General features: G+C 59.9%; 30 protein-coding genes and 3 pseudogenes. 20 read left to right on the top strand and 13 right to left on the bottom strand.

Features of this window, described 5'->3' with window-relative positions:
- Nucleotides 1-1,241, bottom strand: a pseudogene (istA, locus tag ACVJNE_RS23850) (IS21 family transposase); the annotation flags it as partial.
- 138 nt (nucleotides 1,242-1,379) lie between these two features.
- Here istA and ACVJNE_RS23845 point away from each other — a divergent pair.
- Both ACVJNE_RS23845 and ACVJNE_RS23840 read left to right on the top strand, forming a co-directional pair.
- Entirely contained in the window at nucleotides 1,380-1,985 is a 606-nt protein-coding gene (locus ACVJNE_RS23845; protein WP_499569222.1) for an alpha/beta hydrolase, read from the top strand.
- A gap of 328 nt (nucleotides 1,986-2,313) precedes the next feature.
- A complete protein-coding gene (locus tag ACVJNE_RS23840) occupies nucleotides 2,314-3,267 on the top strand; it encodes an NAD(P)-dependent oxidoreductase (protein ID WP_499569219.1) in 954 nt (317 codons plus the stop codon).
- Nucleotides 3,268-3,322: 55 nt separating this feature from the next.
- Here the strand turns inward: ACVJNE_RS23840 and ACVJNE_RS23835 are convergent, their stop codons facing one another.
- A complete protein-coding gene (locus tag ACVJNE_RS23835) occupies nucleotides 3,323-4,219 on the bottom strand; it encodes a LysR family transcriptional regulator (RefSeq protein ID WP_499569218.1) in 897 nt (298 codons plus the stop codon).
- A 101-nt stretch (nucleotides 4,220-4,320) separates the two neighbouring features.
- On the opposite strand from ACVJNE_RS23835, the gene wrbA reads away from it, so the two are divergent.
- The 5 genes from wrbA (at nucleotide 4,321) to ACVJNE_RS23810 (ending at nucleotide 7,701) form a co-directional block, all read left to right on the top strand.
- Complete coding sequence (gene wrbA / locus ACVJNE_RS23830; protein ID WP_499569217.1) at nucleotides 4,321-4,947, top strand: NAD(P)H:quinone oxidoreductase; 627 nt, start codon at nucleotides 4,321-4,323, stop codon at nucleotides 4,945-4,947.
- A 26-nt stretch (nucleotides 4,948-4,973) separates the two neighbouring features.
- Nucleotides 4,974-6,167: an MFS transporter gene (locus ACVJNE_RS23825; RefSeq protein WP_499569216.1), complete on the top strand. Its 1,194-nt coding sequence runs from the start codon at nucleotides 4,974-4,976 to the stop codon at nucleotides 6,165-6,167.
- Nucleotides 6,167-6,556: a VOC family protein gene (locus tag ACVJNE_RS23820; protein WP_499569215.1), complete on the top strand. Its 390-nt coding sequence runs from the start codon at nucleotides 6,167-6,169 to the stop codon at nucleotides 6,554-6,556. Before ACVJNE_RS23825 ends, ACVJNE_RS23820 begins: the two co-directional genes overlap by 1 nt.
- 342 nt (nucleotides 6,557-6,898) lie before the next feature.
- Entirely contained in the window at nucleotides 6,899-7,189 is a 291-nt protein-coding gene (locus tag ACVJNE_RS23815; protein ID WP_499569214.1) for a type II toxin-antitoxin system TacA family antitoxin, read from the top strand.
- Nucleotides 7,186-7,701 carry a GNAT family N-acetyltransferase gene (locus tag ACVJNE_RS23810; protein ID WP_499569213.1) on the top strand — a complete coding sequence of 172 codons (516 nt, stop codon included), beginning with the start codon at nucleotides 7,186-7,188 and terminating at the stop codon, nucleotides 7,699-7,701. The genes ACVJNE_RS23815 and ACVJNE_RS23810 overlap by 4 nt, the downstream gene beginning before the upstream one ends.
- Nucleotides 7,702-8,107: 406 nt before the next feature.
- Here the strand turns inward: ACVJNE_RS23810 and ACVJNE_RS23805 are convergent, their stop codons facing one another.
- The 3 genes and pseudogenes from ACVJNE_RS23805 to ACVJNE_RS23795 all read right to left on the bottom strand — a co-directional run.
- Entirely contained in the window at nucleotides 8,108-8,419 is a 312-nt protein-coding gene (locus ACVJNE_RS23805) for a HipA N-terminal domain-containing protein (RefSeq protein WP_499569212.1), read from the bottom strand.
- Between the two features lies 1 nt (nucleotide 8,420).
- Nucleotides 8,421-9,053 (bottom strand): helix-turn-helix transcriptional regulator, encoded by a 633-nt coding sequence (locus tag ACVJNE_RS23800; RefSeq protein WP_499569211.1) that lies wholly within the window; start codon nucleotides 9,051-9,053, stop codon nucleotides 8,421-8,423.
- Between the two features lie 422 nt (nucleotides 9,054-9,475).
- Nucleotides 9,476-9,697 (bottom strand): annotated as a pseudogene (locus ACVJNE_RS23795) (site-specific integrase); the annotation flags it as partial.
- Between the two features lie 204 nt (nucleotides 9,698-9,901).
- On the opposite strand from ACVJNE_RS23795, the gene ACVJNE_RS23790 reads away from it, so the two are divergent.
- The 7 genes from ACVJNE_RS23790 (at nucleotide 9,902) to ACVJNE_RS23760 (ending at nucleotide 14,787) form a co-directional block, all read left to right on the top strand.
- Entirely contained in the window at nucleotides 9,902-10,219 is a 318-nt protein-coding gene (locus ACVJNE_RS23790; RefSeq protein WP_499569221.1) for a helix-turn-helix transcriptional regulator, read from the top strand.
- The gene (locus ACVJNE_RS23785; RefSeq protein ID WP_499569210.1) at nucleotides 10,203-11,465 is read left to right on the top strand and encodes a type II toxin-antitoxin system HipA family toxin; all 1,263 of its coding nucleotides are present in this window, start codon (nucleotides 10,203-10,205) and stop codon (nucleotides 11,463-11,465) included. The genes ACVJNE_RS23790 and ACVJNE_RS23785 overlap by 17 nt, the downstream gene beginning before the upstream one ends.
- A gap of 246 nt (nucleotides 11,466-11,711) precedes the next feature.
- The gene (locus tag ACVJNE_RS23780) at nucleotides 11,712-12,590 is read left to right on the top strand and encodes an alpha/beta fold hydrolase (protein ID WP_499569209.1); all 879 of its coding nucleotides are present in this window, start codon (nucleotides 11,712-11,714) and stop codon (nucleotides 12,588-12,590) included.
- 60 nt (nucleotides 12,591-12,650) lie between these two features.
- Entirely contained in the window at nucleotides 12,651-12,977 is a 327-nt protein-coding gene (locus ACVJNE_RS23775) for an antibiotic biosynthesis monooxygenase family protein (RefSeq protein ID WP_499569208.1), read from the top strand.
- A gap of 21 nt (nucleotides 12,978-12,998) precedes the next feature.
- Entirely contained in the window at nucleotides 12,999-13,325 is a 327-nt protein-coding gene (locus ACVJNE_RS23770) for a hypothetical protein (protein WP_499569207.1), read from the top strand.
- A 53-nt stretch (nucleotides 13,326-13,378) separates the two neighbouring features.
- Nucleotides 13,379-13,945 (top strand): CGNR zinc finger domain-containing protein, encoded by a 567-nt coding sequence (locus ACVJNE_RS23765; protein ID WP_499569206.1) that lies wholly within the window; start codon nucleotides 13,379-13,381, stop codon nucleotides 13,943-13,945.
- 476 nt (nucleotides 13,946-14,421) lie between these two features.
- Complete coding sequence (locus tag ACVJNE_RS23760) at nucleotides 14,422-14,787, top strand: type II toxin-antitoxin system TacA family antitoxin (RefSeq protein WP_499569220.1); 366 nt, start codon at nucleotides 14,422-14,424, stop codon at nucleotides 14,785-14,787.
- Here the strand turns inward: ACVJNE_RS23760 and ACVJNE_RS23755 are convergent.
- The 8 genes and pseudogenes from ACVJNE_RS23755 to ACVJNE_RS23720 form a co-directional block, all read right to left on the bottom strand.
- Nucleotides 14,737-15,102, bottom strand: a pseudogene (locus tag ACVJNE_RS23755) (IS630 family transposase); the annotation flags it as partial. The gene ACVJNE_RS23760 and the pseudogene ACVJNE_RS23755 sit on opposite strands and share 51 nt — an antisense overlap.
- Before the next feature lie 335 nt (nucleotides 15,103-15,437).
- On the bottom strand, nucleotides 15,438-16,085 hold the full coding sequence (gene trhA / locus ACVJNE_RS23750; protein WP_499569205.1) for a PAQR family membrane homeostasis protein TrhA: 648 nt from the start codon (nucleotides 16,083-16,085) through the stop codon (nucleotides 15,438-15,440).
- A gap of 90 nt (nucleotides 16,086-16,175) precedes the next feature.
- Nucleotides 16,176-16,409, bottom strand: coding sequence for a hypothetical protein (locus ACVJNE_RS23745; protein ID WP_499569204.1), 234 nt, complete (start codon nucleotides 16,407-16,409; stop codon nucleotides 16,176-16,178).
- 21 nt (nucleotides 16,410-16,430) lie between these two features.
- Entirely contained in the window at nucleotides 16,431-16,634 is a 204-nt protein-coding gene (locus tag ACVJNE_RS23740) for a hypothetical protein (protein ID WP_499569203.1), read from the bottom strand.
- A 374-nt stretch (nucleotides 16,635-17,008) separates the two neighbouring features.
- On the bottom strand, nucleotides 17,009-17,176 hold the full coding sequence (locus tag ACVJNE_RS23735) for a hypothetical protein (protein ID WP_499569202.1): 168 nt from the start codon (nucleotides 17,174-17,176) through the stop codon (nucleotides 17,009-17,011).
- A gap of 82 nt (nucleotides 17,177-17,258) precedes the next feature.
- Nucleotides 17,259-17,651 carry a hypothetical protein gene (locus ACVJNE_RS23730; RefSeq protein WP_499569201.1) on the bottom strand — a complete coding sequence of 131 codons (393 nt, stop codon included), beginning with the start codon at nucleotides 17,649-17,651 and terminating at the stop codon, nucleotides 17,259-17,261.
- 72 nt (nucleotides 17,652-17,723) lie between these two features.
- A complete protein-coding gene (groL, locus tag ACVJNE_RS23725; protein ID WP_499569200.1) occupies nucleotides 17,724-19,358 on the bottom strand; it encodes a chaperonin GroEL in 1,635 nt (544 codons plus the stop codon).
- Nucleotides 19,359-19,394: 36 nt separating this feature from the next.
- A complete protein-coding gene (locus tag ACVJNE_RS23720; protein ID WP_499569199.1) occupies nucleotides 19,395-19,712 on the bottom strand; it encodes a co-chaperone GroES in 318 nt (105 codons plus the stop codon).
- A gap of 508 nt (nucleotides 19,713-20,220) precedes the next feature.
- On the opposite strand from ACVJNE_RS23720, the gene ACVJNE_RS23715 reads away from it, so the two are divergent.
- From ACVJNE_RS23715 to ACVJNE_RS23690, 6 genes are all read left to right on the top strand, one after another.
- A complete protein-coding gene (locus ACVJNE_RS23715; RefSeq protein WP_499569198.1) occupies nucleotides 20,221-20,484 on the top strand; it encodes a hypothetical protein in 264 nt (87 codons plus the stop codon).
- A 291-nt stretch (nucleotides 20,485-20,775) separates the two neighbouring features.
- Nucleotides 20,776-20,919 carry a hypothetical protein gene (locus ACVJNE_RS23710; RefSeq protein ID WP_499569197.1) on the top strand — a complete coding sequence of 48 codons (144 nt, stop codon included), beginning with the start codon at nucleotides 20,776-20,778 and terminating at the stop codon, nucleotides 20,917-20,919.
- 37 nt (nucleotides 20,920-20,956) lie between these two features.
- Nucleotides 20,957-21,199 (top strand): hypothetical protein, encoded by a 243-nt coding sequence (locus ACVJNE_RS23705; RefSeq protein WP_499569196.1) that lies wholly within the window; start codon nucleotides 20,957-20,959, stop codon nucleotides 21,197-21,199.
- Complete coding sequence (locus ACVJNE_RS23700; RefSeq protein ID WP_499569195.1) at nucleotides 21,196-21,522, top strand: hypothetical protein; 327 nt, start codon at nucleotides 21,196-21,198, stop codon at nucleotides 21,520-21,522. Before ACVJNE_RS23705 ends, ACVJNE_RS23700 begins: the two co-directional genes overlap by 4 nt.
- A complete protein-coding gene (locus ACVJNE_RS23695; protein WP_499569194.1) occupies nucleotides 21,519-21,782 on the top strand; it encodes a DUF1488 family protein in 264 nt (87 codons plus the stop codon). Before ACVJNE_RS23700 ends, ACVJNE_RS23695 begins: the two co-directional genes overlap by 4 nt.
- A 10-nt stretch (nucleotides 21,783-21,792) precedes the next feature.
- The gene (locus ACVJNE_RS23690) at nucleotides 21,793-22,596 is read left to right on the top strand and encodes a transglutaminase-like domain-containing protein (RefSeq protein WP_499569193.1); all 804 of its coding nucleotides are present in this window, start codon (nucleotides 21,793-21,795) and stop codon (nucleotides 22,594-22,596) included.
- Nucleotides 22,597-22,945 lie beyond the last annotated feature (349 nt).

Raw genomic sequence — 22,945 nt, 5'->3', positions numbered from 1 at the left:
CATCGCCTTGGCGACGGCATCGTAGAAGGCCAGCGGACGCTGGACGACCCTGTCGCCGGAGCCGTGAAGGACGATCTCCCCGGTCTTCGGTCCAGCCGACGCGGACGGGTTTGAGCGATGCGATGACCGGCCAGGACGTGGCGCTTGTGGCGCCCATCGAGAACGGGATGGGTGGCGATCAGCACGCCGTCCTCGAAGATGCGGATCTCGTCGGCGAGCGTGTGCACCTCCACGACCCGCCGGCGGGTGGCATCGGGCACGCTGTAGAAATTGCCGCCGACGCTGACCATCCCCTCCCTGCTGATGCGCCGTTCGAGCTTCAGGGCCGATCGGAACGGCGCCAGAGGCAGCGGCCGCAAAGCGGTCCGCTCCTCGGCGAAGGCTTCGTTGACGACGCGCCTGGTGGTGGCGTGAACCCGCGGGTTCGCCACCGTGTCGAGCCAGTGGCGCAGTTGCGCGTTCAGGTCGTCGAGGTTGCGGAAGGAGCGGGCCAGGAAGAAGTCCTCGCGGATGTAGCGAAACGGCCGCTCGACCTTGCCCTTCGTCTTTGCTCGATAGGGCTGGCAGGCCTTCGGATGAAAGCCGTAATGGCGCGCGAGATCGACAAGTGCGCGGTTGTAGACGATCCCTCCGGCCTCGCCTTCACCGATGACGGCAGTCTTCATGCGATCATAGAGCACCTCGCGGGGAACGCCGCCCAGCGCTTCGAAGGCGCTCGCATGGCAGCGCAGGACCGCCGGCAGATCCTGATGGACGACGAAGCGCGCCCAGATCAGGCGGCTGAAGCCGAGCACCAGGGAAAATAGCCACACGATCCTCGGGGTCGTAGGCTCGTCAGTGAAGACGACATGGAACCGGGCGAAGTCGACCTGCGCCTGCTCGCCGGGTGGGGTCTCGAAGCGGACCTCGTAGCCGCGTTCCGCCGCGACCGGGCGGACGTCGCGCAGAAAGTCGGTGACGGCGGTATAGCCGCCGCCATAGCCAAGCTCCTTCAGCTCCCGGAAAAGCCGCTTGCCGGTGAGGGCGGGATATCGCGTCACCCGTTCACGCAAATAGGCCGTGAAGGGATCGATCACGGCCTCCCTCGGCTTGCGAGGACCATAGACTGGCGCCTCCAGACCGCGTTCGATGTATTTGCGCACCGTCTTGCGGTCGATGCCGCTCTGTCTGGCGATCGCCGACACCGACAGGCCCTGCCGATGCAAATCCAGTATCATCACAATCTCCCCGATCTTGACCACCGCAACCTCTCTCCCGACCATCGGGGAAAGTATCGGCGATGACGCGCCGCCGGTCTCCCGGAGCGCGCTCCGGGAGACCGGCGGCGGTGCTAAACTGGGGAAGATTCAAACGGCACTTCTGAGGAGTATTGATCCGGTATCGACAACCCTGCCGCCCCGGTTGTTCTTATTATCCCCGGATCCGGCCCGAGGGACCGGGACGGAAACAGCCCTATCGGTATACGTGCCAGACCATACCGCCTGCTGGCCGAGGGGCTGGGCGCGAAAGGAATCTCGACGTTCCGGATCGACAAGCGAGGCCTGTTTGGGAATACCGCAGCGCTGCCTGATGCCAACGCGGTAACTGTCGATGACTATGTGGAGGATACCCGCGCGTGGGCAAAGGTCATTCGCGAGACGACCGGCACGGACTCCGTCTGGCTGCTCGGGCAGAGCGAAGGTGGCCTTGTCGAGTTGGCCACCGCTCAAGCGGACGATGCGGTTTGCGGGGAAATCCTGCTGGCGACACCTGGCCGCCCACTTGGCGAAGTGAAAGAGCAACGCCGCGCCAATGCACCTAACGTCCACTTCTGCCACGAGCTAACGCGGCGATCGACGCCCTCGCGGCCGGCAGACGGTTTGATGAAGCCGATCTGCCCACGCCGCTGGCGCAATTGTTTGCCCCTGCTGTTCAAGGCTTCCTCATCAGTGCGTTCGGCCTCAATCCAGTGTGGCTGGCTGAACGCACCTCCAAGCCGATGGTGATCGGTCAGGGAGAAGCTGACCTTCAAGTCGTAATACGGGACGCCGAGATTCTAAAGGCCGCCGCGCCATCGGCCGATCTCGTCCGGTTAGCCCCTTGATTGGCCGCAAGTTTGTCGCGGCATAAACGCGTCGCCCAATAAGGCACAAGCATGGCGCTCATCGGGCCGGTAACTGGATCTCCTCTCCGCTTGCGATCTAGGAATTCGGTAACGTGGTGGGAGGCATAGCCGGCTGACGGCGACGAAGCTGTTGTTGAGTCCGATCAATGCGTTAGATCAGACTCATCATCTCAATGACGATATCTTCGCACGTCCATTCGTGAGTTCATATGCCTTCGGCCACCGCGGCGATAAGCGCGCGCCCGTTGGTTCTTACGCGTGATCGTGAGAAGGACCGCATTTTGAAAGACCTCCCCATCAATATATCTGTGCTTGGTTTGGGCGAAATGGGGTCGGCGATTGCCAGAGCCTTTATCGCTCGCGGATTTCCTACCACCGTTTGGAACCGGACAGCGAGTAAATCTACCCCATTCCTTGAAGCCGGCGCTAAGGTCACACTCAGGGCGGCCGAGGCTGCAGCAAACAGCGATCTCATTGTGCTCTGCCTTCTCAACAGCCGCGCGGTCGACGACGTCGTGCAGTCGCTAGGCAGCGCTGTGTCGGGCAAAACCCTGGTGAACCTCACTAGCGGCGCTCCGGACCAGGCGCGGACTTATCAGCGCTGGGCTCACGATCACGGCGCGGAATATCTCGACGGTAAGATCATGGGCGACCCGTCTTATGTGGGAACGCCAGATGTTAGCTTTACTTACAGCGGTTCCTCCGCCGCATTCTCTTCCCATGAATCAACTCTGAAGATTTTGGGCTCGATTTGGTATCATGGCGAAGAACCCGGTGCGGCGGCGGTGGAATTCATGGCCCAGGTTGCTGTTGGCTATGAGATTTTGATCGGATTTCTCCACACATTGCGATTGGTCAAGTCCGAAGGCTTCAACGTTGAGCAATTCACCAAGCGTGTAGCAGCTTCGATGGCCGGCTATCCTTCGCTCCTGGAAGCGATGGGTAAGGCCGTAGACACCGGTGAATACGGCCCGGATCTCGGTTCGCTCAACGTACAGGCCGCTTTGATGGACGACTTGATTGGGCACCGTGAATCCATGGGTGTAGATGTCATGAGAATGCGTGAGGTCAAGACGCTGATGGATCGAAGGATCGAACAAGGGCACGGGGACCAAGGGTTCTCAAGTCTCTACGAAATCCTTGGTACGTCGAAAACGACATAACCCGCTCTGATGAGTCGGATGTCAATTTCCGGCTCGAGCGGGAGAAGGGACGAAGTCAGCTGATCAACAAGCTGGTCAATTTTTGTGCTACCGGCCCCAGCGCCTCGTCCCGGCGATGGGCAATATAGGCGCTGGATGTGACCTCGCCATTGCGGCCCATGGCGCTGACATTGAGGCGCACGAGTACGCCTTGTTCCAAATCACGTTCAACGAGCCAATAAGGGAGCCGCCCCCAGCCTGCTCCCCCCAGGATGAGATTGAGCTTGGTATCCTGCGTGTTGACGCGGCAAGTCTGCGGCGAAATTACTCCGAAGTCCCGCCCTGCGGATATGTCTGATGGATCAGTGAGAACGATCTGGAGATGATCAGTCATTTCCATGAGTTCCAGTGGACGGCCCGTATGGCCGAGGGCTAGGGGGTGCGTCGAAGCAACGACAGTAACCTGCCTGATAGAGGCCAGCGGCTCAAATTTGATGCGCGGGTCGCGGAAATCTTCTCCGACCATCACGGCAAGTGTGCAGCGGTTCTTTCTAAGCGCATCGAGCGGCCCCCCCATAGGCTCCGCCCATACCCGGATACCAACTGCCGGGAAATCATGCCGGACGTGGGAGATCGCGCGTGCGACTTCCTGCATGGGATAGAGCGTGTCGACGGAAATCGCGAGTTCCGTTTCTACGCCATCCGCAAAGCCGCGAGCCTGCGCCCGCATCATATCGACGCGAAGAATGATGTCTCGGGCCTTGCCCAGCAGCAGCTGACCTTGCGGGGTCAGGACTGGCCGGTGTCCCGACCGGTCGAACAGGGTCACGCCCAGTACCGTCTCCAGATTGGCGATAGCCGCACTCACACCCGACTGAGCGCGCAAGAGCTTCTGCGCTGCGGCGCGGAAGCTGCCGCTGTCGGCAATCGTTACGAAAGTCCGGATCTGATCGAAAGTAAGGGCGTCCAGCATGATCTGTTCTAACGATCATTTCTATCATTTTTATATCACTTATTGCGATCATCCTTTTGATGCAACCTTCCGCTCAATGAAATCAACGCGAGGTCAACGAGATGACGAAGGTGCTCGTGCTTTACTATTCCTGTTATGGGCACATCGAGACGATGGCTTCGGCCGTGGCTGATGGCGCGCGCGACGCGGGTGCGACGGTGGCGATCAGGCGGGTGCCTGAGCTTGTTCCCGAAGCCGTTGCTGAAAAGTCCGGATACAAGGTCGACCAGTCCGCGCCCGTCGCGAAGGTGGCCGAACTCGCGGATTACGACGCCATCATCATCGGAACGCCCACCCGCTTCGGCAATATGGCATCCCAGATGAAGAACTTTCTCGACCAGACCGGTGGCCTCTGGTTCGAGGACAAGCTGGTCGGAAAAGTCGGCAGCGTCTTCACCTCTACCGGCAGCCAGCATGGCGGGCAGGAAACAACGATCCTGTCCACCCAGACCGTTCTGTTCCATCTCGGCATGATCCTTGTCGGCCTGCCTTACAGCTTCAAGGGCCAGATGCGGATGGACGAAATCACCGGCTGCTCGCCCTATGGTGCATCGACGCTCGCCGATGATGGACTGGGAGGGCATCGCGAGGTGAGTGGCAATGAGCTGGAGGGTGCGCGCTTCCAGGGACGCCATGTCGCCGAGATCGCGGCCGCCCTCGTGGCCGGCCGCGCGGCAAGGGGCTCGTGATGGACACGCCATCAACATGGAGAGCAATGTCCACGCACTGGGCTGCCGTGTTCGTTGTCGTTGGCAGCGGGATTGCAGCCGCCTTGCAGGTTGGCAAGGCGACGATTGCAGTGCCTCTGCTGCAGAATGATTTTGGTATCGGCCTGACGGCGATCGGCTGGCTGGCGGGAATATTTGCGCTCATCGGCCTTGTCGGCGGCATTCCGACCGGTGCGTTTGTCGCGCGTTTCGGAGCGCGGCGCATCCTCATCATCGGGCTTTTGGTCACGACAGCCGGCGCGGCGCTTGGCGCGGCGATACCGGGACTGCCCAGCCTGTTTTCCGGCCGAATTATCGAAGGGGCGGGTTTCCTGCTGGTGACGGTCGCCGCGCCCTCATTGCTCCAAGCGGTTGCGCGACCAGCTGATCGTGATCTGGCCTTCGCCCTCTGGAGCTGCTTCATGCCGGTTGGCTTGGCGGTGGCGATGCTGGTGGGGCCTCTATTCGAGGACTGGCGGACGATGTGGTGGGCAAGCGGCGCGCTGGCGCTGGCCATCTGCATCGCCGTTCCACTGGTCATTCCTGCTGGCGGCAAAGGCCAGATCATGTCCTGGAACGGCTTGCGCCGCGACAGCATGACCGTGTCGCGAGACCGGGGCGCCATTGGGCTGGCAGTCACCATTGCGCTCTACAGCCTGATGTTCTTCGCAGTCTTCAGCTTCCTGCCGGTGCTGCTGATGGAGCGGCTGCAGGTGACGCACCAGACGGCCGGATTGCTCAGCGCTCTGGTCTCGGCCGTGAACGTCATCGGCAATCTGACAGCGGGACTGCTCCTCTCTAGAGGCTTCAGCCGCCCGGCGCTGCTGATCGCTGCATGCCTCGTCATGGGACTGGCCAGCTTCGGAATATTCCTGCCTGTGCTGCCGAACGGTGCGGCCTTCGGCCTGTGCCTGTTGTTCTCGGCTGTCGGCGGTGTGATCCCGGCTATCCTGCTGTCCTCGGCGCCACTTGTGGCTCCAGCGGCAGGGTTGGCTCCGATCGTTCTGGGCCTGATCGTTCAAGGCAACAATCTCGGACAGATCCTTGGTCCGACAGCCATCGGCGGCGCACTGGATCGATTTGGCTGGGGTTCAGCCACTTATATTGTGGCGGGCGCGGCGCTGATTGCCGTGCTCGTGGTGGCCTCGACGCTCAGGCGGGTCGGGGCAGAGCGGGTCAGCTTCGGAATTGGAGACCGCTGATGAGCATCGAATTCAACCACACAATCCTGGCGACACAAGACGCGCACGGCTCTGCCCTGTTTCTGTCTGAAATGCTTGGCCTCCAACCACCGCGCCGATGGGGACCATTCTGGATGGTCACCACCGATAATGGCGTCAACCTCGACTACATGAATGTCGACCATGCTGTCGTTGCGCAGCATTACGCGTTCCTCGTCGATGACACGAGTTTGGACGCTTTGCATGACCGGCTCGGAACGAGGGGCTTGCCTTACTGGGCGGATCCGCAACGGCGGAAGCCCGGGATGAACGACCACGATGGTGGCCGCGGGCTCTATTTCAACGATCTCAATGGGCACTTGCTCGAAGTGATAACCCGCCCCTACGGCAGCGGCGGCTGGAACCCATGACCGACGTTCCCGCAAGGACCCTCTCACAGTGGCCGAAAGTTAGACAGATCCTGGAAACCGCTATCTAACTTCAGGACGTCGCGCGCGCAGCCACTTCACGCAAGACCGTGCCGCCAGTGATGATAGCCCCGACATGCCGTCCGGCTTCCCACCCAGACGGCCCAAACAAGACCTGAGCACTCGGACCGTCGCCGACGATTGGCCCGATCCCAACCGGTGACGGAGGCCCAGATCGAAGTGTTGGAGCAACGGTTAAGCGACCTGTTCGACGAACTCTTTGGCTCATCAGATCCTTGATGAATCCGGCATTTTGCCGTATATCTCCATCTAAGGAGATCAGTCATGCCGAGAGCCGCAAGTGAAGTCGAAACCGCCCGCCTTGAGGCGCGCGTTCCCGTCCATGTCTATGAGCAGATGCAGCGCGCGGCCAGGCTACGCGGCATGACGCTGACCGGCTATCTCATCGCCACGGCGGGCGAGGATGCCCGCCGCACGGTCGAGGAGGCCGACGTGCTGCGTCTGGCGGCTGAGGATCAGGTGCGCTTTGCCCAAGCACTGATCAATCCGCCCGCCCCCAATGCACGTCTCGCCCGCGCCGCGAAGCGTCATGCCGATCTGATTGCGCCCCGGTGAATGCAAGGTTTGCGATAGAGGCGCTGACCAAGGCTCACCAGCGCAAGACGTTTTCATGTGGCAACGAGCGGATTGATCGCTATTTCCGCGAGGCGGTCACCCAGGACATCAAGCGTCGATACGCGACGTGCTTTGTCGCCCGAGACCTTGAGACCGACCGGATAGCAGGCTTCTACACGCTTTCATCGAGCAACGTCCCGCTGACCGCCGTGCCCGAACCCCTGGCAAGCCGGTTGCCGCGCTACCCGACCGTCCCCGCAGTGCTGATCGGTTGGCTTGGGCGCGATCAGTCCTACGCCGGGCTCGGGCTGGGCGAGGCGCTGCTGTTCGACGCGATCAAGACCGTCGCAGAGGCGCCGATTGGCGCTCACGCTATATTTGCCGACGCCGTCGACGGGAAAGCCGCAGCCTTCTACGCGGCCTTTGGATTCACGCCGCTGACTGATCGACCCAATACCCTCTATTTGCCTGTTGCGACGGCACAGCGCCTTTTGTCGGGAGAAGCCTCATGACAACTCCCAGCGATGGCAGATCTCAGCCTCGTGTAATGCTGCGCGCCGCCCCATATCCGCGCGTTTCGGGTCGGCGAGGGAGCGATTTCATAAAAACCTCCGTGCATCTTACGCCGACGACTCGCAACTCGGCTGCACAAAGGCTGGAGAGGTATCAAAATCTCAGTGCAAGTGCGCTATGCCCTTCCCGCGAGTCCAGATGCGGCCTGCCCGCGCCACGAAGCCTTTTTCGCAGGCCGTTCCAAGCCAAACGGCTAGGTGCGAACGGTAACGCCTCGCCCGATATGGTTTCTACGGACTGCCTCCAACTTCCGCTTGCAGCGAATTTTGAAGGTGGTGGTAGCGTCTCCATTTAGGTCGGGATCCGGCAAGCCTTCAGAGCCTACAGCTTAGACATACTGTTCGTCTAGCCGGCGCAGTCCTTTCCAATATGAAAGAGCAAGCCCGCTATGTCGTCGCGTGATAGTCCCTCACGGGCCACAATATCGGTGAGCGCTGAGTCACGTTCCTGGAGAAGATTGTCGAAGAAGGGCCGGGCAATTACATCTTCGTAGGGCTCTGGACTAAGCGGCAAGGATAGCGATAGCGGCGTAGCATCCGATTTGGACACGTATTCTTCCCTGTAGGCAAACGCTACCGCTCCTCGATCATCACGGACTAGTACGCCAACAGGATCGTTGTAGCCGTCTAGGCGAACGTCAAGGGCAAGCGGCTCCATCTTAAGGCAGGTTCCGCGCAAATATCGATATGCCGGCAGCGCGCATAACTTTTAGAACCTTTCCTAGCTCGAGGGTCGCCTTGCCGTTCTCCAATTCAGAGACGAACCGGCGTCCCACGCCTGCCAGGTCGGCGAAGCTTTGCTGCGACTTATTTCCCCTTTCCCGGGCTTTACGGATTAAAAGCCCCAAGTCTTCTGGCGTGTTTATCTCGATATTCGGCAACTCCGTGGTGGGAAGACTGGCTCTTGGCGCAGTTTTTGGTTCGCCAACAATCCCCGCGCTTTCATGTCGCGGGCGCAAATACGTGTCCGTAAGGACGCGCGGCAAGGACGCCTGTATCATCCGGGACGTGCCCGGCAAATTGAGGGTCACCTTAGGAAACGTGACACCCTTGGTCAGTTCGTCGCGGGATAACGCCTTGGCGAGGTCAGCTGTTTTCTGATGAGCCTTATTTATTTCGTTGTTTGCAGGCAGCGCCGGAACGACTTTCTTTGGCGATCTAATTGGTGCGTTGATTGCGGCGCGTTGGTTAGCCAAATTCTCGGCCGCTCCCGCTTGTGCTGCCACACGTGCTAACTCAGTCGCGTTGAGCGCGGTCAGGTGGGGGTGAGATTTGGAGAATTTTGCAGCCATTGAATTGCTCCCGCACGGGAACATAATCGAATTTGGAAGGGTATCTAAGTGCCAATGTTCCCGTTCGGGAACATTGGCACAGAGTTGATACTGTACGGGAGCATATATGAGCAAGCGGCGCGAACGGAGGAGGTATGGTCCCCGCTCGGGAACCGCCCCGAACGAGTGCGAACGATGTAGGACGAATCCAAAATGCCGACCCGATCGAGTGATACCGCCTTTTCAATGGCTTAGCGACCGTAGAACAAGACAGGTCAGTTGAATGGCGGGCACCTGATCGGCCGCTTCCCAACTTCGGCACCCGAAAGCCGCCGATCCGCTTTCTACCCACGATGGCCAGTACAGCCCATCGTTGCGCATACCAATAGCGGCCCCATCCGCGCTCGGTCCGGATGGCCGCTCTACGTCAGATCACGGCTCTCTCAGAGCAAGAGAAGCGCGTCTTCCACATCGACGCCAAGATAGCGGACCGTGCTCTCGATCTCGGAGTAGCGAAGCAGGTTCTGGATGGCGCGAATGTTTCCTGTCGTCCCGTAGATGATTGACGCCTTCGTGCGCCTAAACCAGTGCGTGCCATACTCCTCCGCACGCAGATCGATCGCCGTCACCCATTCATCGACAAGGCCTGCATACTGCCTCGTACTAAAGAGAAAAACAGAAAGAGCAGATCTGGAACAATTACGGGAAAAGGTTCCGTGCAGCCTTGGCGCTGAAGCAGGCCGAGTTCTGTAGACATTTCATTCATCGCGACAATGATCTCTCAACGGATCATTTCCTTGACAAGCCGCGGGGCATAACGATACCTTTGCGTGTCTTTTACGTTCATGGTGAAACGTATAGGTATCTCTATGCCTTCAGAATCGGCTGCACTGCTCGAAATAGGTCGCCTGCTCAAGCAGGCGCGCCTTGCCGCGTCGCTGACGCAGGAACAGATTGCCGACATGGCCGGCATATCGCGTCCCCGCTATCGCGACATCGAAACAGGAAAAGCCGCAGCCCGAGCGACCACTCTGATGAATATTGCCCGCGCTTTGGGCTTGGAGATGATGCTGATCCCGCAGTCCATGGTTCCGGCAGTTACCTCTTTGCTGCGGCCGCATGACGATGACGATCTCCCCGCCTTTGTTTCCCAAGCCGAGGGGGACGATCATGACCGAGATGCTTAGGGCACCCAAGACCATCTCGTCCCTCGACGTGCTGTTGAAGGATTTGAAGGTCGGAACGATCGTCAGGACGCCGGGCGATTTCAACGCCTTCAACTTCGAAGAGGCCTACCGCGCGACCGGCGGGTTTCCAGTGCTCAGCCTTTCTTTCAGAGCAGCAGCCGGAGGATTGAGAAAGGATCCGAAGCCTGTCGCTGGTGCGTTGCCCGCGTTTTTCGCGAACCTTCTTCCCGAAGAAAAACTGCGCGAGGCGATGGAAAAGCATCACGCCGGCAATGTGCGTCCAGGAAACGATTTTGACCTGCTGGCCACTTTGGGTGCGGATCTTCCAGGCGCTGTGAGAGTCCTGCCCAGCGACGGCACCCCGGCAATTGTAGAGGATGTCGCAAAAAACAAGCCAAAAGCCCGCTTCTCCCTTGCGGGCGTACAGATGAAGCTCTCGGTGATGAAAAACACTGGCAAGGGCGGCGGCTTGACCTTGCCGATGGACGACGAGCAGGGCGATTACATCGCCAAATTCCCTTCGACGGCCTTCCCCGGCGTTTCGGAAAACGAGTTCGCCAATTTGGCGCTGGCTGCCGCAATCGGCATGGACGTGCCAAAGCGCGAACTTGTGGAGAAGTCGGAATTCGAGGGAATTCCCAAAGAATTCGACACTCTGTCCGACGGCAAGGTTTTGCTCATCAAGCGCTTCGACCGCGGCGGCGGCGAGCGCATCCATATCGAGGATTTCGCGCAGGTTTTCGGCGTCTACCCCGCACGCAAGTACGAAGGTGCCGCATATCACGACATTGCCGCCGCCCTGAGCGCGGCAATTTCTCCGATGGCTGCTCTCGAATTCGTAAGCCGTCTGGCGCTGAGCGTCATTACCGGCAATGGTGACATGCACCTAAAAAACTGGTCGCTTATCTATCCTGGCAATGGCGACAAGCCGGACCTCGCGCCAATCTATGACGTCCTATCGACCGTACCCTATATCCCAGCCGACTCGATGGCCCTCTCCCTCGGCGGCGAGCGATCTTTCAAGGCCCTCGCTGCACCGAAATGGAAAGCATTCGCCCACCGTGCTCGGCTGCCCGAGCCGGCGGTTTTGAATACCGTGGTGGAGACCGTCGAGCGCGTCAACGAGCACTGGTGGGAACTGCCGGAACGGACCGTCATTCCGGAGAAGGTGCTCCAGCGAATTGATGACCATGTGAGAACGTTGACGCCAATACTGATGACCTGCGCCGGGCAAGGAACGCGTTAGCTAGCCCCAGACAGCAGCTTCGGGGCCGACACCGGACAGTCTGGTCTTGGGTGACGACGCCCGAATAGCTGCCATTGAGTGTAAGCTGATTTCAACGACGGATTCCGACCCCGTTGCGGCCGTTCGGGGTACGTGTGTCGGCTCCCGAAACTTGCCGTGGCCTGCTTACGCGAGACGGCCCTCCAGATTTTCCGAGGAACAAACACCGGCTAAACACATTATAATGGTGTCAAATGGAGAGATGTCATGACTGACATATCAATCCGACACCGCCGCGAGCAGATTGGCGATCATCGCCTGTTCCTCCGGGAGGCCGGCCCCGACGATGCCCCAGTGTTGTTGCTTCCGCACGGCTACCCCTGTTCTTCCTACCAGTTCCGTCGCCTGATGCCGGCGCTGGCCGACCGCTGGCGCACAGTGGCTTTCGACTGGCCGGGTTTCGGCTACAGCGAGACCCCTGATCCCGGCCGCTTCGGCTATGACTTTGATTCCTTTCAGGACGTTCTCAAGTCCGTCGCCGACCATCTCGGCCTCGACCGCTATGCGCTGTGGCTACATGACTACGGGTCGCAGATCGGGCTCAGGCACGCGATTGCGCACCCCGGGCGGATCGCAGCGCTGATCATCCAGAACGGCGACATCTACGCGGACGTGCTCGGCCCCAAATACAAGACGATCCAAGCGTACTGGGCCGACAAGACCTCCGAGAACCATCGCCCCTTGGAGGAGGCGGTCAGCGAGGACGGTTTCCGCGCGGAGTTCGTGGGCGAGGTTTCGGACGACATTGGTGCGCGCGTGCCTCCGGATCTCTGGAAGCTTCACTGGCCATTGATGGACACGCCCGTTCGTCGCACCGTTGCGATCGGACTGATGGAGAAGCTGGAGCAAAACCTGTCCTGGTTCCCTCGGTACCAAGCGTATTTGCGCGAGCATCGACCGCCAACGCTTATCGTTTGGGGGCCAGAGGATGGCTACATGCCAGCCGAGTCCGCACTCGCCTATCGTCGAGATCTGCCGGACGCAGAAATTCACCTGATCGAGAATGCGGGCCACTGGCTGCTTGAAACCCATTTCGAAGCCGCGCTGCCGCTCGTCAGAGACTTTCTCTCCCGCCATCACAGCTGACCGCCGCGCTGTGCGGCAGGCGCCGGCACATCCTGTTCGTCACCGTTGAAGGAGACTGTCATGTCGACCAAGCCGACCATTGCCCGCATCTGGCGCGCAAGGACCCTCCGCGACCGCGCCGACGAGTACGAGGACTACAACCGCAGCGAAGGCATTCCGCCGCTTGAGAAGACTGCCCTCGGCGTGCAGCTTTTCCGAGAAGACCGCGATGAGGAAACTTGGTTCACCACCATCTCCTACTGGGCCGACATGGACGCCATGACGGCGTTCACCAAGGGCGATCCGACGGAGGTCCACCATCTCGCTCGTGACCCCGAACTGTTGATCGAGCTGCCCGAGCGCATCGAAATACATCGTATCCTGGTAGACCGGCAGGGCCTGCGGTAAAGGCCTGCGAAGGAGTACAACATGACAACAGAGCCGACACTGGCACGTATCTGGCGGGCTCGCACTCGCCGCGCCGACGCAGACGAGTACGAGCCTTACCTTCGCGCAGGCGGCATCCCGCCTCTTGAGAAGACGGCACTTGGATTCCAACTGTTCCGAGACGATCGTGCGGCGGAGACCTGGTTTACTTTTATCTCATACTGGTGCGACATGGATGCAATGCGCGCCTTCACCAAGGGGGAGTCGACCAAGGTCCACCTGCTGCCACGCGACGACGAATTTTTGATCGAGAAGCCTGACCGGGTAGAGATATGCCGCATTCTCGTTGATCGGCAGGGGCTACGCTGAGGGGATCAGGGCAACACCGCAAGGGACTACAGTGGGATCCAGCATTTATTCTCATGGATGAACCGAAATCTCTTCCGCACCGCGTCGCTGGCAACCTCGCCCTCGACTTTGCCAACACCTTCAGTTTTCGTGGTACGGCGCTCGAAGTCGATCATTTGGCGACGATTGACGATCTGCGGCAATGGGCGGTGGCTGCCGGACTGGTGCAGGAAAGCTGGTCGGCTCCGGCCGACGAGGCTGGTTCATTTCTCGAAAGGGCTCACCGTCTTCGCAGCGCTATCGACACGGTGGGAGCCGCGATCGCTCGCGGCGCCGACCCATCTGCCGACGCGCTCGCCTCGATCCGGGACATGGCCGCCGCGAGCCTCGCGCGCGCCACTCTGGACGGCGCACCCGTCCATCTCACGTTCACCGGTGGCGACTGCGTCATCGGCCCGGTCGCCTGGGCAGCACTCGACCTCCTACGCGGCTCTGAACTAGACCGCCTGAAGCAGTGTCCTCCGGACGATTGCCGCTGGTTGTTCCTTGACCGCACCAAGAACGGATCGCGCCGCTGGTGCGAGATGGCCACTTGCGGCGACCGCGCGAAACGACGCGCACGCAAGTCAGTGCCAACATGACCCGCCGCAAGGTGTCTCTCCTGGTGGCGCTCAATTTTGTCGATCTGATTGGCTCGACGCGATCCGACCAATAGCAGGTGCAAATTGGTACCGAGTATCAGCTTTCGCTGGGATATCAGCCAGAAGCCGTCTTTCCGCTTTCCACCCCGCTCCGGTCGTGGACCTCAGCCCGTGGGCAAGCTGGGAAATGTTTTCCTGCCGACGCCTTCGGGGCCGAAAGCGGAATGTCAGTTTTCAGGGATCGACCCTCGGTAAGCCGCCATTCTGCGTCAGACTTTATAACGGTCGTTCAGCTGAATCCGGTTTGACCTAAACCCCGCCCTTTGAAGACATTGTACAGTACCCGTGGCCGTTCCCCGGCAGACCGCCCAAACATGACCCCAACACTTGGACCGTCACCGACGACTGGCCCGATCCTGTCCCGGTGACGGAGGCCGAGATTGAAGTGTTGGAGGAACGGTTTGGCGACTTGTTCGATGAACTCTCTGGCTCATCCGGTCCTTGATGAATCCGGCATTATGCCGTGTATAACTGTTTCAAGGAGATCAGCCATGCCGAGACCCACCAGTAAAGTCGAAACCGCCCGCCTTGAGGCGCGCGTTCCCGTCCATGTCTATGAGCACATGCAGCGCGCGGCCAGACTGCGCGGCATGACGCTGACCGGCTATCTCATCGCCACGGCGGGCGAGGATGCCCGCCTCACGGTGGAGGAAGCAGACGTGCTGCGTCTGGCGGCTGAAGACCAGGTACGCTTCGCTCAAGCGCTGAGCGATCCTCCCGCGCCCAATGCACGTCTCGCCCGCGCCGCGAAGCGTCATGCCAAGCTGATCTCGCCCCGGTGAATGCAAGGTTTGCGATGCGCTGCGGCCGATGCGCATCGAGCGCTCCGCCACCAGACGGTCCACCATCTCGTTCAGCGTGATGTCCTCGCGCTCATCAATCATGTCGAAGACGAAGTCCGCATGCTCATCAAGGCGCGAGCCGCGCTTGCGTCCCTGTGGGCGTGGTGACAACTCGCCGATCTTCGCCCGTGCGATCCAGCGGATCGCACTCGATACCCCGACACAAAAACGCGCCGCCGCAGAGCGGGCCGATGCCCCTTCCGACGAAGCCTTCAAGACACGCGACCGCAAGTCATCGCCAAGCGCTCTGGCCATCGTTGGGCTCCATCAAGGAAACCCTTGAATCACCATCCAGCCAGCGCGTCACCTCACAATCGATTCATCGATCCCCGGACGCGCTCTAGTGATCGGCTTGAGGACGGTGCCGTTCGAGCGCGTGGCCGTCATAGCGTAGGTCGTTGAATCCGACACCGTCAGGGTCACGAACGTCTTCTATGGTGGTCGCGATTATGAAGCCTTGTACCCGGATCATGACGGGGAGAAATAGGGCCAACCGACTACGTGGCGTGCCTAAGCGTTTGAGGAGCGCCGCTTATAGTAAGTACCCCATGCTAACGCAGTTCAAAAACAGGCCGGCCCGGAGCTCGTTCTCACACGCTCGAACCGGCAACCGAAGTGAGCACGGCGCAGTAGTGACACGCAGCGCCTGCGAGCACGAAGCCGTGCCAGATGGCGTTCTGAAATCTGAGGCTATGCCAAAGGTGAAAAATGACGCCGGTCGAATAGACCGCGCCGCCGAGAATGAGCAGCCATATGATCGTCGGGGAAAAGCTGCTCAGCATGATGTCGAACATGAAAACGCCGCTCCAACCCAGGCCGAGGTAGAGAAGGAGGGCGATCCGATCAAAGCGACCAGGGAATGCGATCTTCAAAAGCATACCAAGGACCGCCACGCTCCACATCCACACGAGCAACCATGCTCCTTGAGTTCCCAGTTGCAGAGCGAAAGGCGTGTAGGTGCCTGCGATCAGAAGATAGATCGCTGCATGATCGAATTTGCGCATTTGCCATTTGCGCGCTCCGATCGGCCACATGTTGTAGATCGCTGACATGGATAGCGTCGTTACCAGTGTCACAGCATAAACTGAGGCGGCGATGGCGCCACTGACGTTGGCGATCCAGAAGGCGGCGGAGACCATCGCGACCGCACCACCCAAGCCGAGGATCACTCCGACAATATGGATTGTGCCATCTGCGACGAGCTCTGCACGATCATAATTCCAGGAAAAGTTGTTCATCGATCTCGTTGAGTTGGAGGACCACGCGATGACATGGGAATGTGTCAGTTCAAAGCCTTGCGTCGATGCCGCCACCAGCAATCGGGCTGCCTAGCTACGAGCGCGCCTGCTCACGGTCTTACAGAGCCCGACAATGAACATCACTCCGCCGATCACAAAGGTCGGCGCGAAATACTGGAGTGCCTCCCAATCGTCCCATGCAAGGGAAAAGCCGGTGCATCCGGTCGGGTTCATCCCGCAAGCAAATGCGTTGAAGAGCCACCAGCCGGCAAAGGTGACGCCAAAAATGATAGCCCCAACAATCATGAGAACTGCAGGTTTCATGGTTGTCGGTCCACAGTCAAATCAGCGCGGCGAATAGACGGCTAGGAAGACGGCGATAATGATCAACAAAGGCCCCATCCATTTGAACTGCGCGACGATCTGCATCCACCATGGCTGTTGCCCGGGTTTGGCCTCGGCGGGAAGCTGGAAGTAGCCAAATCCTGCGCCTGTCATCCACAAGCCGGCGCAGAGCATGATGAATTCGTCGATGTAACTGGCGATCATACGGCCGTCCCTCGCGTGTTTGGTGCAGATAGCCATACGTTTCCCCTGCCGACAAGCTGCATCTCAAGGTTGAGATTTACGCCAACAGCAATGGAAATTGCCTGCATTCGAGGGCGCGCGCGGTTGACATCATCAATTTGAGAGTGACCCCATATTAAAACTCCTCGGCCTTGATTGGCCGGTGGAGCAATGCGGGGCTGGTTCGATCGTCGGGTTGCAATTTCACTCAGTAGGTAATGCTGGTAAAAATCATATAAAGGATCGTGGCGGCCATACCCCCAACCATCAGTAACAGGAGCCAGAGCGACGGTTCCATCCTTATTCGATCAAGATATTTCATCGGATGCTGCCATTTCTGGTAGGACGCGTGCACCTCAGATCAGCCGGTTTTCCTCGGCTGTCTGGCGGGCGCGGCGCCGGGTGCCGTCGGTGTCGGATTTCCGATGCCTCTCCTTTGCAGCCTTGCGGATTTGTTCGAAGCGGTTCTCTTCGCTGTCGACTGGCGCAGGTTGAGGCTCGGCATTCTTTACGAAGGTGATCATCAATCGCACTCCTTATTCAGTTGATCGGATATGTGCGCCGGGACGCATGCCCCGGCGGCGGTCGTTTCAATTCCGGCAAGCTTCAAGCAGTGAGAGCGACCGCGCAGGCTTCGGCGCCGCGCCTGTCGGGACTGGTCTGTCCGGGCATCGTCGCCCAGCCGCCGGCTTCGACAAATTGCCGCTTGGCCGATGTGCTGGTTATCGCCTTCAGTTCGACGAGGCGTGCCGCCGAGTTGGGGGCGGCATTGAAGCGCTCGACGCAGATGTCGCTTGCCAGTTCGACGCGCGCCGCGGTGCCCGCCGTCGAGACGAGGTCGCGCGATGTGCCGCCGGTGACCCAGCCGCCCCACGTAAATCCGACAATCATGGTGGCGACAGCCGCCCCGGCACACGCCCAGACGAGCGTCGATTTTGTCGGCTGGTAGTCGTCCCAGCGTTGGATGATCGATTTCCTGCTATTGCTTTGCATGGCCATGAAATTACTCCTTCCCGATTGCTGTTGAGGATCGACCTTCCGGCCACGGTGACCGAATGGCTCCGGCACTGCTCAGTATCCCATCCCGCCCATGCCCCCGCCGTTACCGGCCGGGCTCGCATCTTTCGGCGGGATGTCGGCTATCATCGCCTCGGCGGTGATCAGCAGGGCCGCGATCGAACCGGCATCCTGCAAGGCGGTCCGTACAACCTTGGCGGGATCGACGATGCCGGCCTTGATCATATCGACATAAGTTTCGGTCTGGGCGTCAAAGCCCTGGCTGCGATCTTTGCTTTCGGTGAGTTTTCCAACAACGATCGAGCCTTCGACGCCGGCATTTTCGGCAATCTGCCGGATCGGGGCCTCGAGCGCCTTGAGCACGATCGAGATGCCTGCGGTGACGTCGGCATTGGCGCCAGTCAGAGTGGCCAGGGCAGTCCTCGCGCGCAGCAGCGCCACGCCCCCACCGGGAACGATGCCTTCCTCGACCGCCGCGCGCGTCGCGTTAAGTGCATCGTCGATGCGGTCCTTCTTTTCCTTGACTTCGGTCTCGGTCGCGCCGCCAACGCGGATCACCGCGACGCCTCCGGCGAGTTTGGCTAGCCGCTCCAGGAGCTTCTCTTTGTCATAATCCGAGGTCGTTTCCTCGAGCTGCGCCTTGATCTGGGCAATACGGGCGGTGATGCCGGCCTTGTCGCCGGCGCCGTCGATCACCGTGGTCGTGTCCTTCTCGATCAGCACGCGTTTGGCGCGGCCGAGCATGTCGAGCGTGACGTTCTCGAGCTTGATGCCGAGATCCTCGGAGATCATCTGGCCGGCCGTCAGCACGGCGATGTCCTCCAGCATGGCCTTGCGACGGTCACCGAAGCCTGGAGCTTTCACGGCCGCGACCTTCAGGCCGCCACGCAACTTGTTGACGACCAGCGTGGCGAGCGCCTCGCCCTCAACATCCTCGGAGATGATCAGCAGCGGCTTGCCGCTCTGCACCACTGCTTCGAGGATCGGCAGCATGGCCTGAAGGTTGCCGAGTTTCTTCTCGTGGATGAGGATGTAGCAATCCTCGAGCTCGACGCGCATCTTCTCGGGATTGGTCACGAAGTAGGGCGAGAGATAGCCGCGATCGAACTGCATGCCTTCGACGACATCGAGTTCGGTTTCCGCCGACTTCGCTTCCTCGACGGTGATGACGCCCTCATTGCCGACCTTGTCCATGGCTCTGGCGATCATCTCGCCGACAGTTGCGTCGCCATTGGCGGCGATAGTGCCGACCTGCGCGATCTCGGAGGAAGACTTGACCTTGCTGGCCCGCGCCTGGATTTCCTTGACGACGGCGGTGACGCCCAGGTCGATGCCGCGCTTCAGATCCATCGGGTTCATGCCGGCGGCGACCAGCTTGGCTCCTTCGCGCAGGATGGAAGCGGCGAGCACTGTCGCTGTGGTGGTGCCGTCGCCTGCAAGGTCGTTGGTCTTCGAGGCCACTTCGCGCACCATCTGCGCACCCATGTTCTCGAACTTGTCGGAAAGCTCGATCTCCTTGGCGACGGTCACACCGTCCTTGGTGATGCGTGGCGCGCCGTAGGCCTTATCGATGACAACGTTGCGCCCTTTCGGACCGAGCGTCACCTTGACGGCGTTGTTGAGCAATTCGACGCCGCGCAGCATGCGGTCGCGCGCGTCGGTTGAAAATTTGATTTCCTTCGCAGGCATGATGTTCGTCCAGTTCGATGTTGAGATTGGTATCGATCAGGCCACTTTTCTTTTGGCCGCCACGGCTTTCTCGACGATGCCCATGATGTCGGCCTCCTTCATGATCAGAAGGTCTTCGCCATCGATCCTGACCTCGGTGCCGGACCATTTGCCGAACAGGATGAGGTCACCGGCCTTGACGTCGAGCGGAATCAGATTGCCGTTCTCATCACGAGTGCCGGGGCCGGCTGCGATAACTTCACCTTCCTGCGGTTTCTCCTTCGCATTGTCGGGAATGATGATCCCGCCTTTGGTTTTGACATCGCTAGCCGCACGTCGAATGACGACGCGGTCGTGAAGGGGTCGGAATTTCATTGGAATCTTTCTGAGGTCGGCGCTTAGGGCGACCACTTCATCAATATAGCGCCTTTGGCACTCGAATGATAGGAGTGCTGGGATTTATTATTGGGATCCGGATAATATCCGTTTCAGTAATTTCCGGCCGCTGTCTATTTTTTATGGTGGGTGGTGGTACATTTTTTCAACGGAAACTTTCCTAGAATACAAGGGCTCAAGGCGTTCAGGGCCGAACTGTAAATAAAACTGGGGAAGCGCCTTGTTTGGAGCTAGATTGAAGCGTATCTATAAGGCACGTTGATTTGGCCGATTTGGCTTCGCGGTGTCAGAGACTTCGACCCGCCAATCACCACCCAGATTCTCGACAGCATCTGCATAGCGCCAATCGGGCGCGCATGCCGCCTGTTCGAACCCTGGAATGAACCCGGCGCTGACCACGGATGTACTGGCAGCATCGGGATTGTTCCGGTTCGGATGGGAATAATGCAGGCGGCGCATCCACGTGCTCCTGCGGAGACATCTAGCTATGACCACACGCACCACGCAGACCGTCGTCCGGTTCTCCTCGCCCTTCCAGTTGCCTGGCTTCGACGCCCTGCAGCCTGCAGGCGATTATCGCGTCGACCAGGACGACGAACTGATCGAGGTCTTGTCCCGTCTTGCCTGGCGACGTGTCCGCGCCTTTATTCACCTGCCCGCCATCGGCATGAATGGCCACACGCATCAGATGGTGCCGATCGACCCCGCCGATCTCGAAGCAGTAATTGAAAAGGACCAACAGCAGCCATGACTTCCAGGAACCCTATCCGACATACTGCCCGCCCGATCCGGCGCGAGGCCCCGACGCATCTCTTTGCGATCGGGCAGAGCGTCCGCCTGAAGGGTGGTTTTGGAAGATTGGCCTTGCCCGCGGACATCTACCACGTGACCGCCACGTTGCCGCCTCTGGGCAGATCACCCCAATACCGTATCCGCAATGACGACGAACGTCATGAGCGGGTGACGACGCAGGACAGTCTCGAGCCGGCAAGCATGTCGCGGCCCGGTGACGGCGCAACTCTCATCGAAAGGACGTTTGGCCATGGCCAAGGGACAGAAACGAAGCAATCGCGAGATCAGAAAGCCGAAGCAGGAAAAGGCTCCGCCCAAGCCTGAAAGCACCTTCGGCAACCAGATCAAGCTCGCCACGGACGCCAACGCCCCACGCGGCAAAGGCAAGAGCTGACGGCGATGATGCTTCTGCGGAATGAAGAAGGATGGCGATGCAGATCGTAGTCGAATTCTATCGCACCCGGGGTACCGACGACGCGCATGCCGTCGTCGGTCGCGAGACCATGGAGGCCTCGGATCTCGATGGCGCAAAGGAAGTCGCGCGGCAGCTTTCGTTGACCCTCGACATGCCGCAACGGCCGGACGCCATGACGATCAGCGACGCGGCCGGCTCTGTGCTCTATACCGGCGCTCTCGACGCCGAGGTGACGAACGAAGGAACTTCGCGATCATGAACCCGCAGGATGATAATACCGAACGTCTGCGCAATCTTCTCGCAATCAGCGTCTGGGAGAATGAAGGTGGCGCTGGCCCCCATGCCCTGGACGAACAATATGGCCGTCGCATCGAAGCGGATCGCTCCTGGACCGTCTACCATGTCTTCAGTGGTGTTCCTGCGAGGGCAGGGGGTCAGAACATGACCAACCTCGATCGGGTCGATGCAACCGAAGGCATGCTGTCCCTCAACCGGAGCAACCAGGGACGTCGCATGGCTCAGGGCAGCCTCCTGTCACGCACACCTATCGAACGATCTCCAATCGGGGATTGCGAGCCATGACGCTGGAGTTTCCCAACAGAAGCCGCAGCTTCGATGAAGCGCGCGACGCCGTTCGGTTCATCGGCCATGACGGCATGTTCGAAGTACCGTTCTTTGTCGAGACTGCCGCCCTTCATCGAGCTGTCACGACCTCGCAGACCGAGACGGATTTCCTGACCGCTTTCGACGCAGCGCGCAGTTCCATCCACGATATCGCACGCAAAGCCTATTCGCGCGCGCGCCAGCCATCCTACACTCTGACCGTCGCGGATTTCCGTTAGGCGGCTCGCGATGCTGATCCGCTACGGCTACGAGATCACTTTGACCTGCCAGCAGCCGACGGCGTTGGTATGCCTGCTTTCGGTCCACGAGGATCGCGCGGCCGACATCAGGGTTCCCGAAACGACATTCACCACTCCCGACGTTACGGTATCGACCTACAAGGACCTTTTCGGCAACCGGTGCCGGCGGCTCGTTGCGCCGGTAGGCGACCTGACGATGTGGGGCGACGCCACGATCGAGGACGATGGCGCGCTTGACAGAATGGTGCCGGGCGCCCGGGAAATGCCGGTATCGGAATTGCCCGACCACTGCCTCGTCTACCTCATGGGCAGCCACTACTGCGAGACCGACCGTCTGAGCCAGATGGCATGGGACACCTTCGGCGCGCTCACACCTGGCTGGAGCCGGGTGCAAACGATCTGCGACTTCGTCCACAACCATATCCGCTTCGACTACATGCAGGCCCGGTCGACACGGACGGCTTTCGAGACCTTCCACGAACGCGTCGGTGTGTGCCGCGACTTTGCGCATCTCGCGGTGACTTTGTGTCGCTGCCTCAACATTCCCGCTCGCTATATAAACGGCCATCTCGGCGACATCGGAGTTCCGATTGTCGACCCAATGGATTTCAGCGCATGGATGGAGGTCTTCCTCGATGGCGCCTGGCATACGTTCGATCCCCGCAACAATACGCCGCGGATCGGCAGGATTGTTGTCGCACGCGGCCGTGACGCGGCCGACATTCCGCTCATCAATTCCTTCGGACCGCATGTCCTGAAAGGCTTTCGCGTCTGGACCTACGAGATTGAATGACCAACCGTGCACTGGGTCGGTGAGAACCGGCTCGCTTTAGTAAAGGACAGTGAGGTGACCAGCCGACCGGCGTCCGAACCGCCACCCCATGCCCCAAAATCGAATTGACTGAAGCGTTGCTAGGATCACGCGCAAGCGGAGTTCATCCGGCCTGTACACCGACGCATCGTGGCGGAGTTCCAGGAGAAAATCGCTGAACTCAGATGCGTCTTTCATCTCCCCATTATCATATTCGATCCGAACTGAAATCTCCTCCTGAATAGCCCCGAGTTTCGTGGACACCCTCGGGTTACATTTCCTGCTGCCGTTCGAACTCAACGGGTGACAGCATCCCGTTCCTGACGTGCTT

The organism is Mesorhizobium sp. DxT (assembly GCF_058448885.1).
Note: the sequence above shows the minus strand (reverse complement) of the source record. Positions and strands in the feature narration are given on the sequence as shown.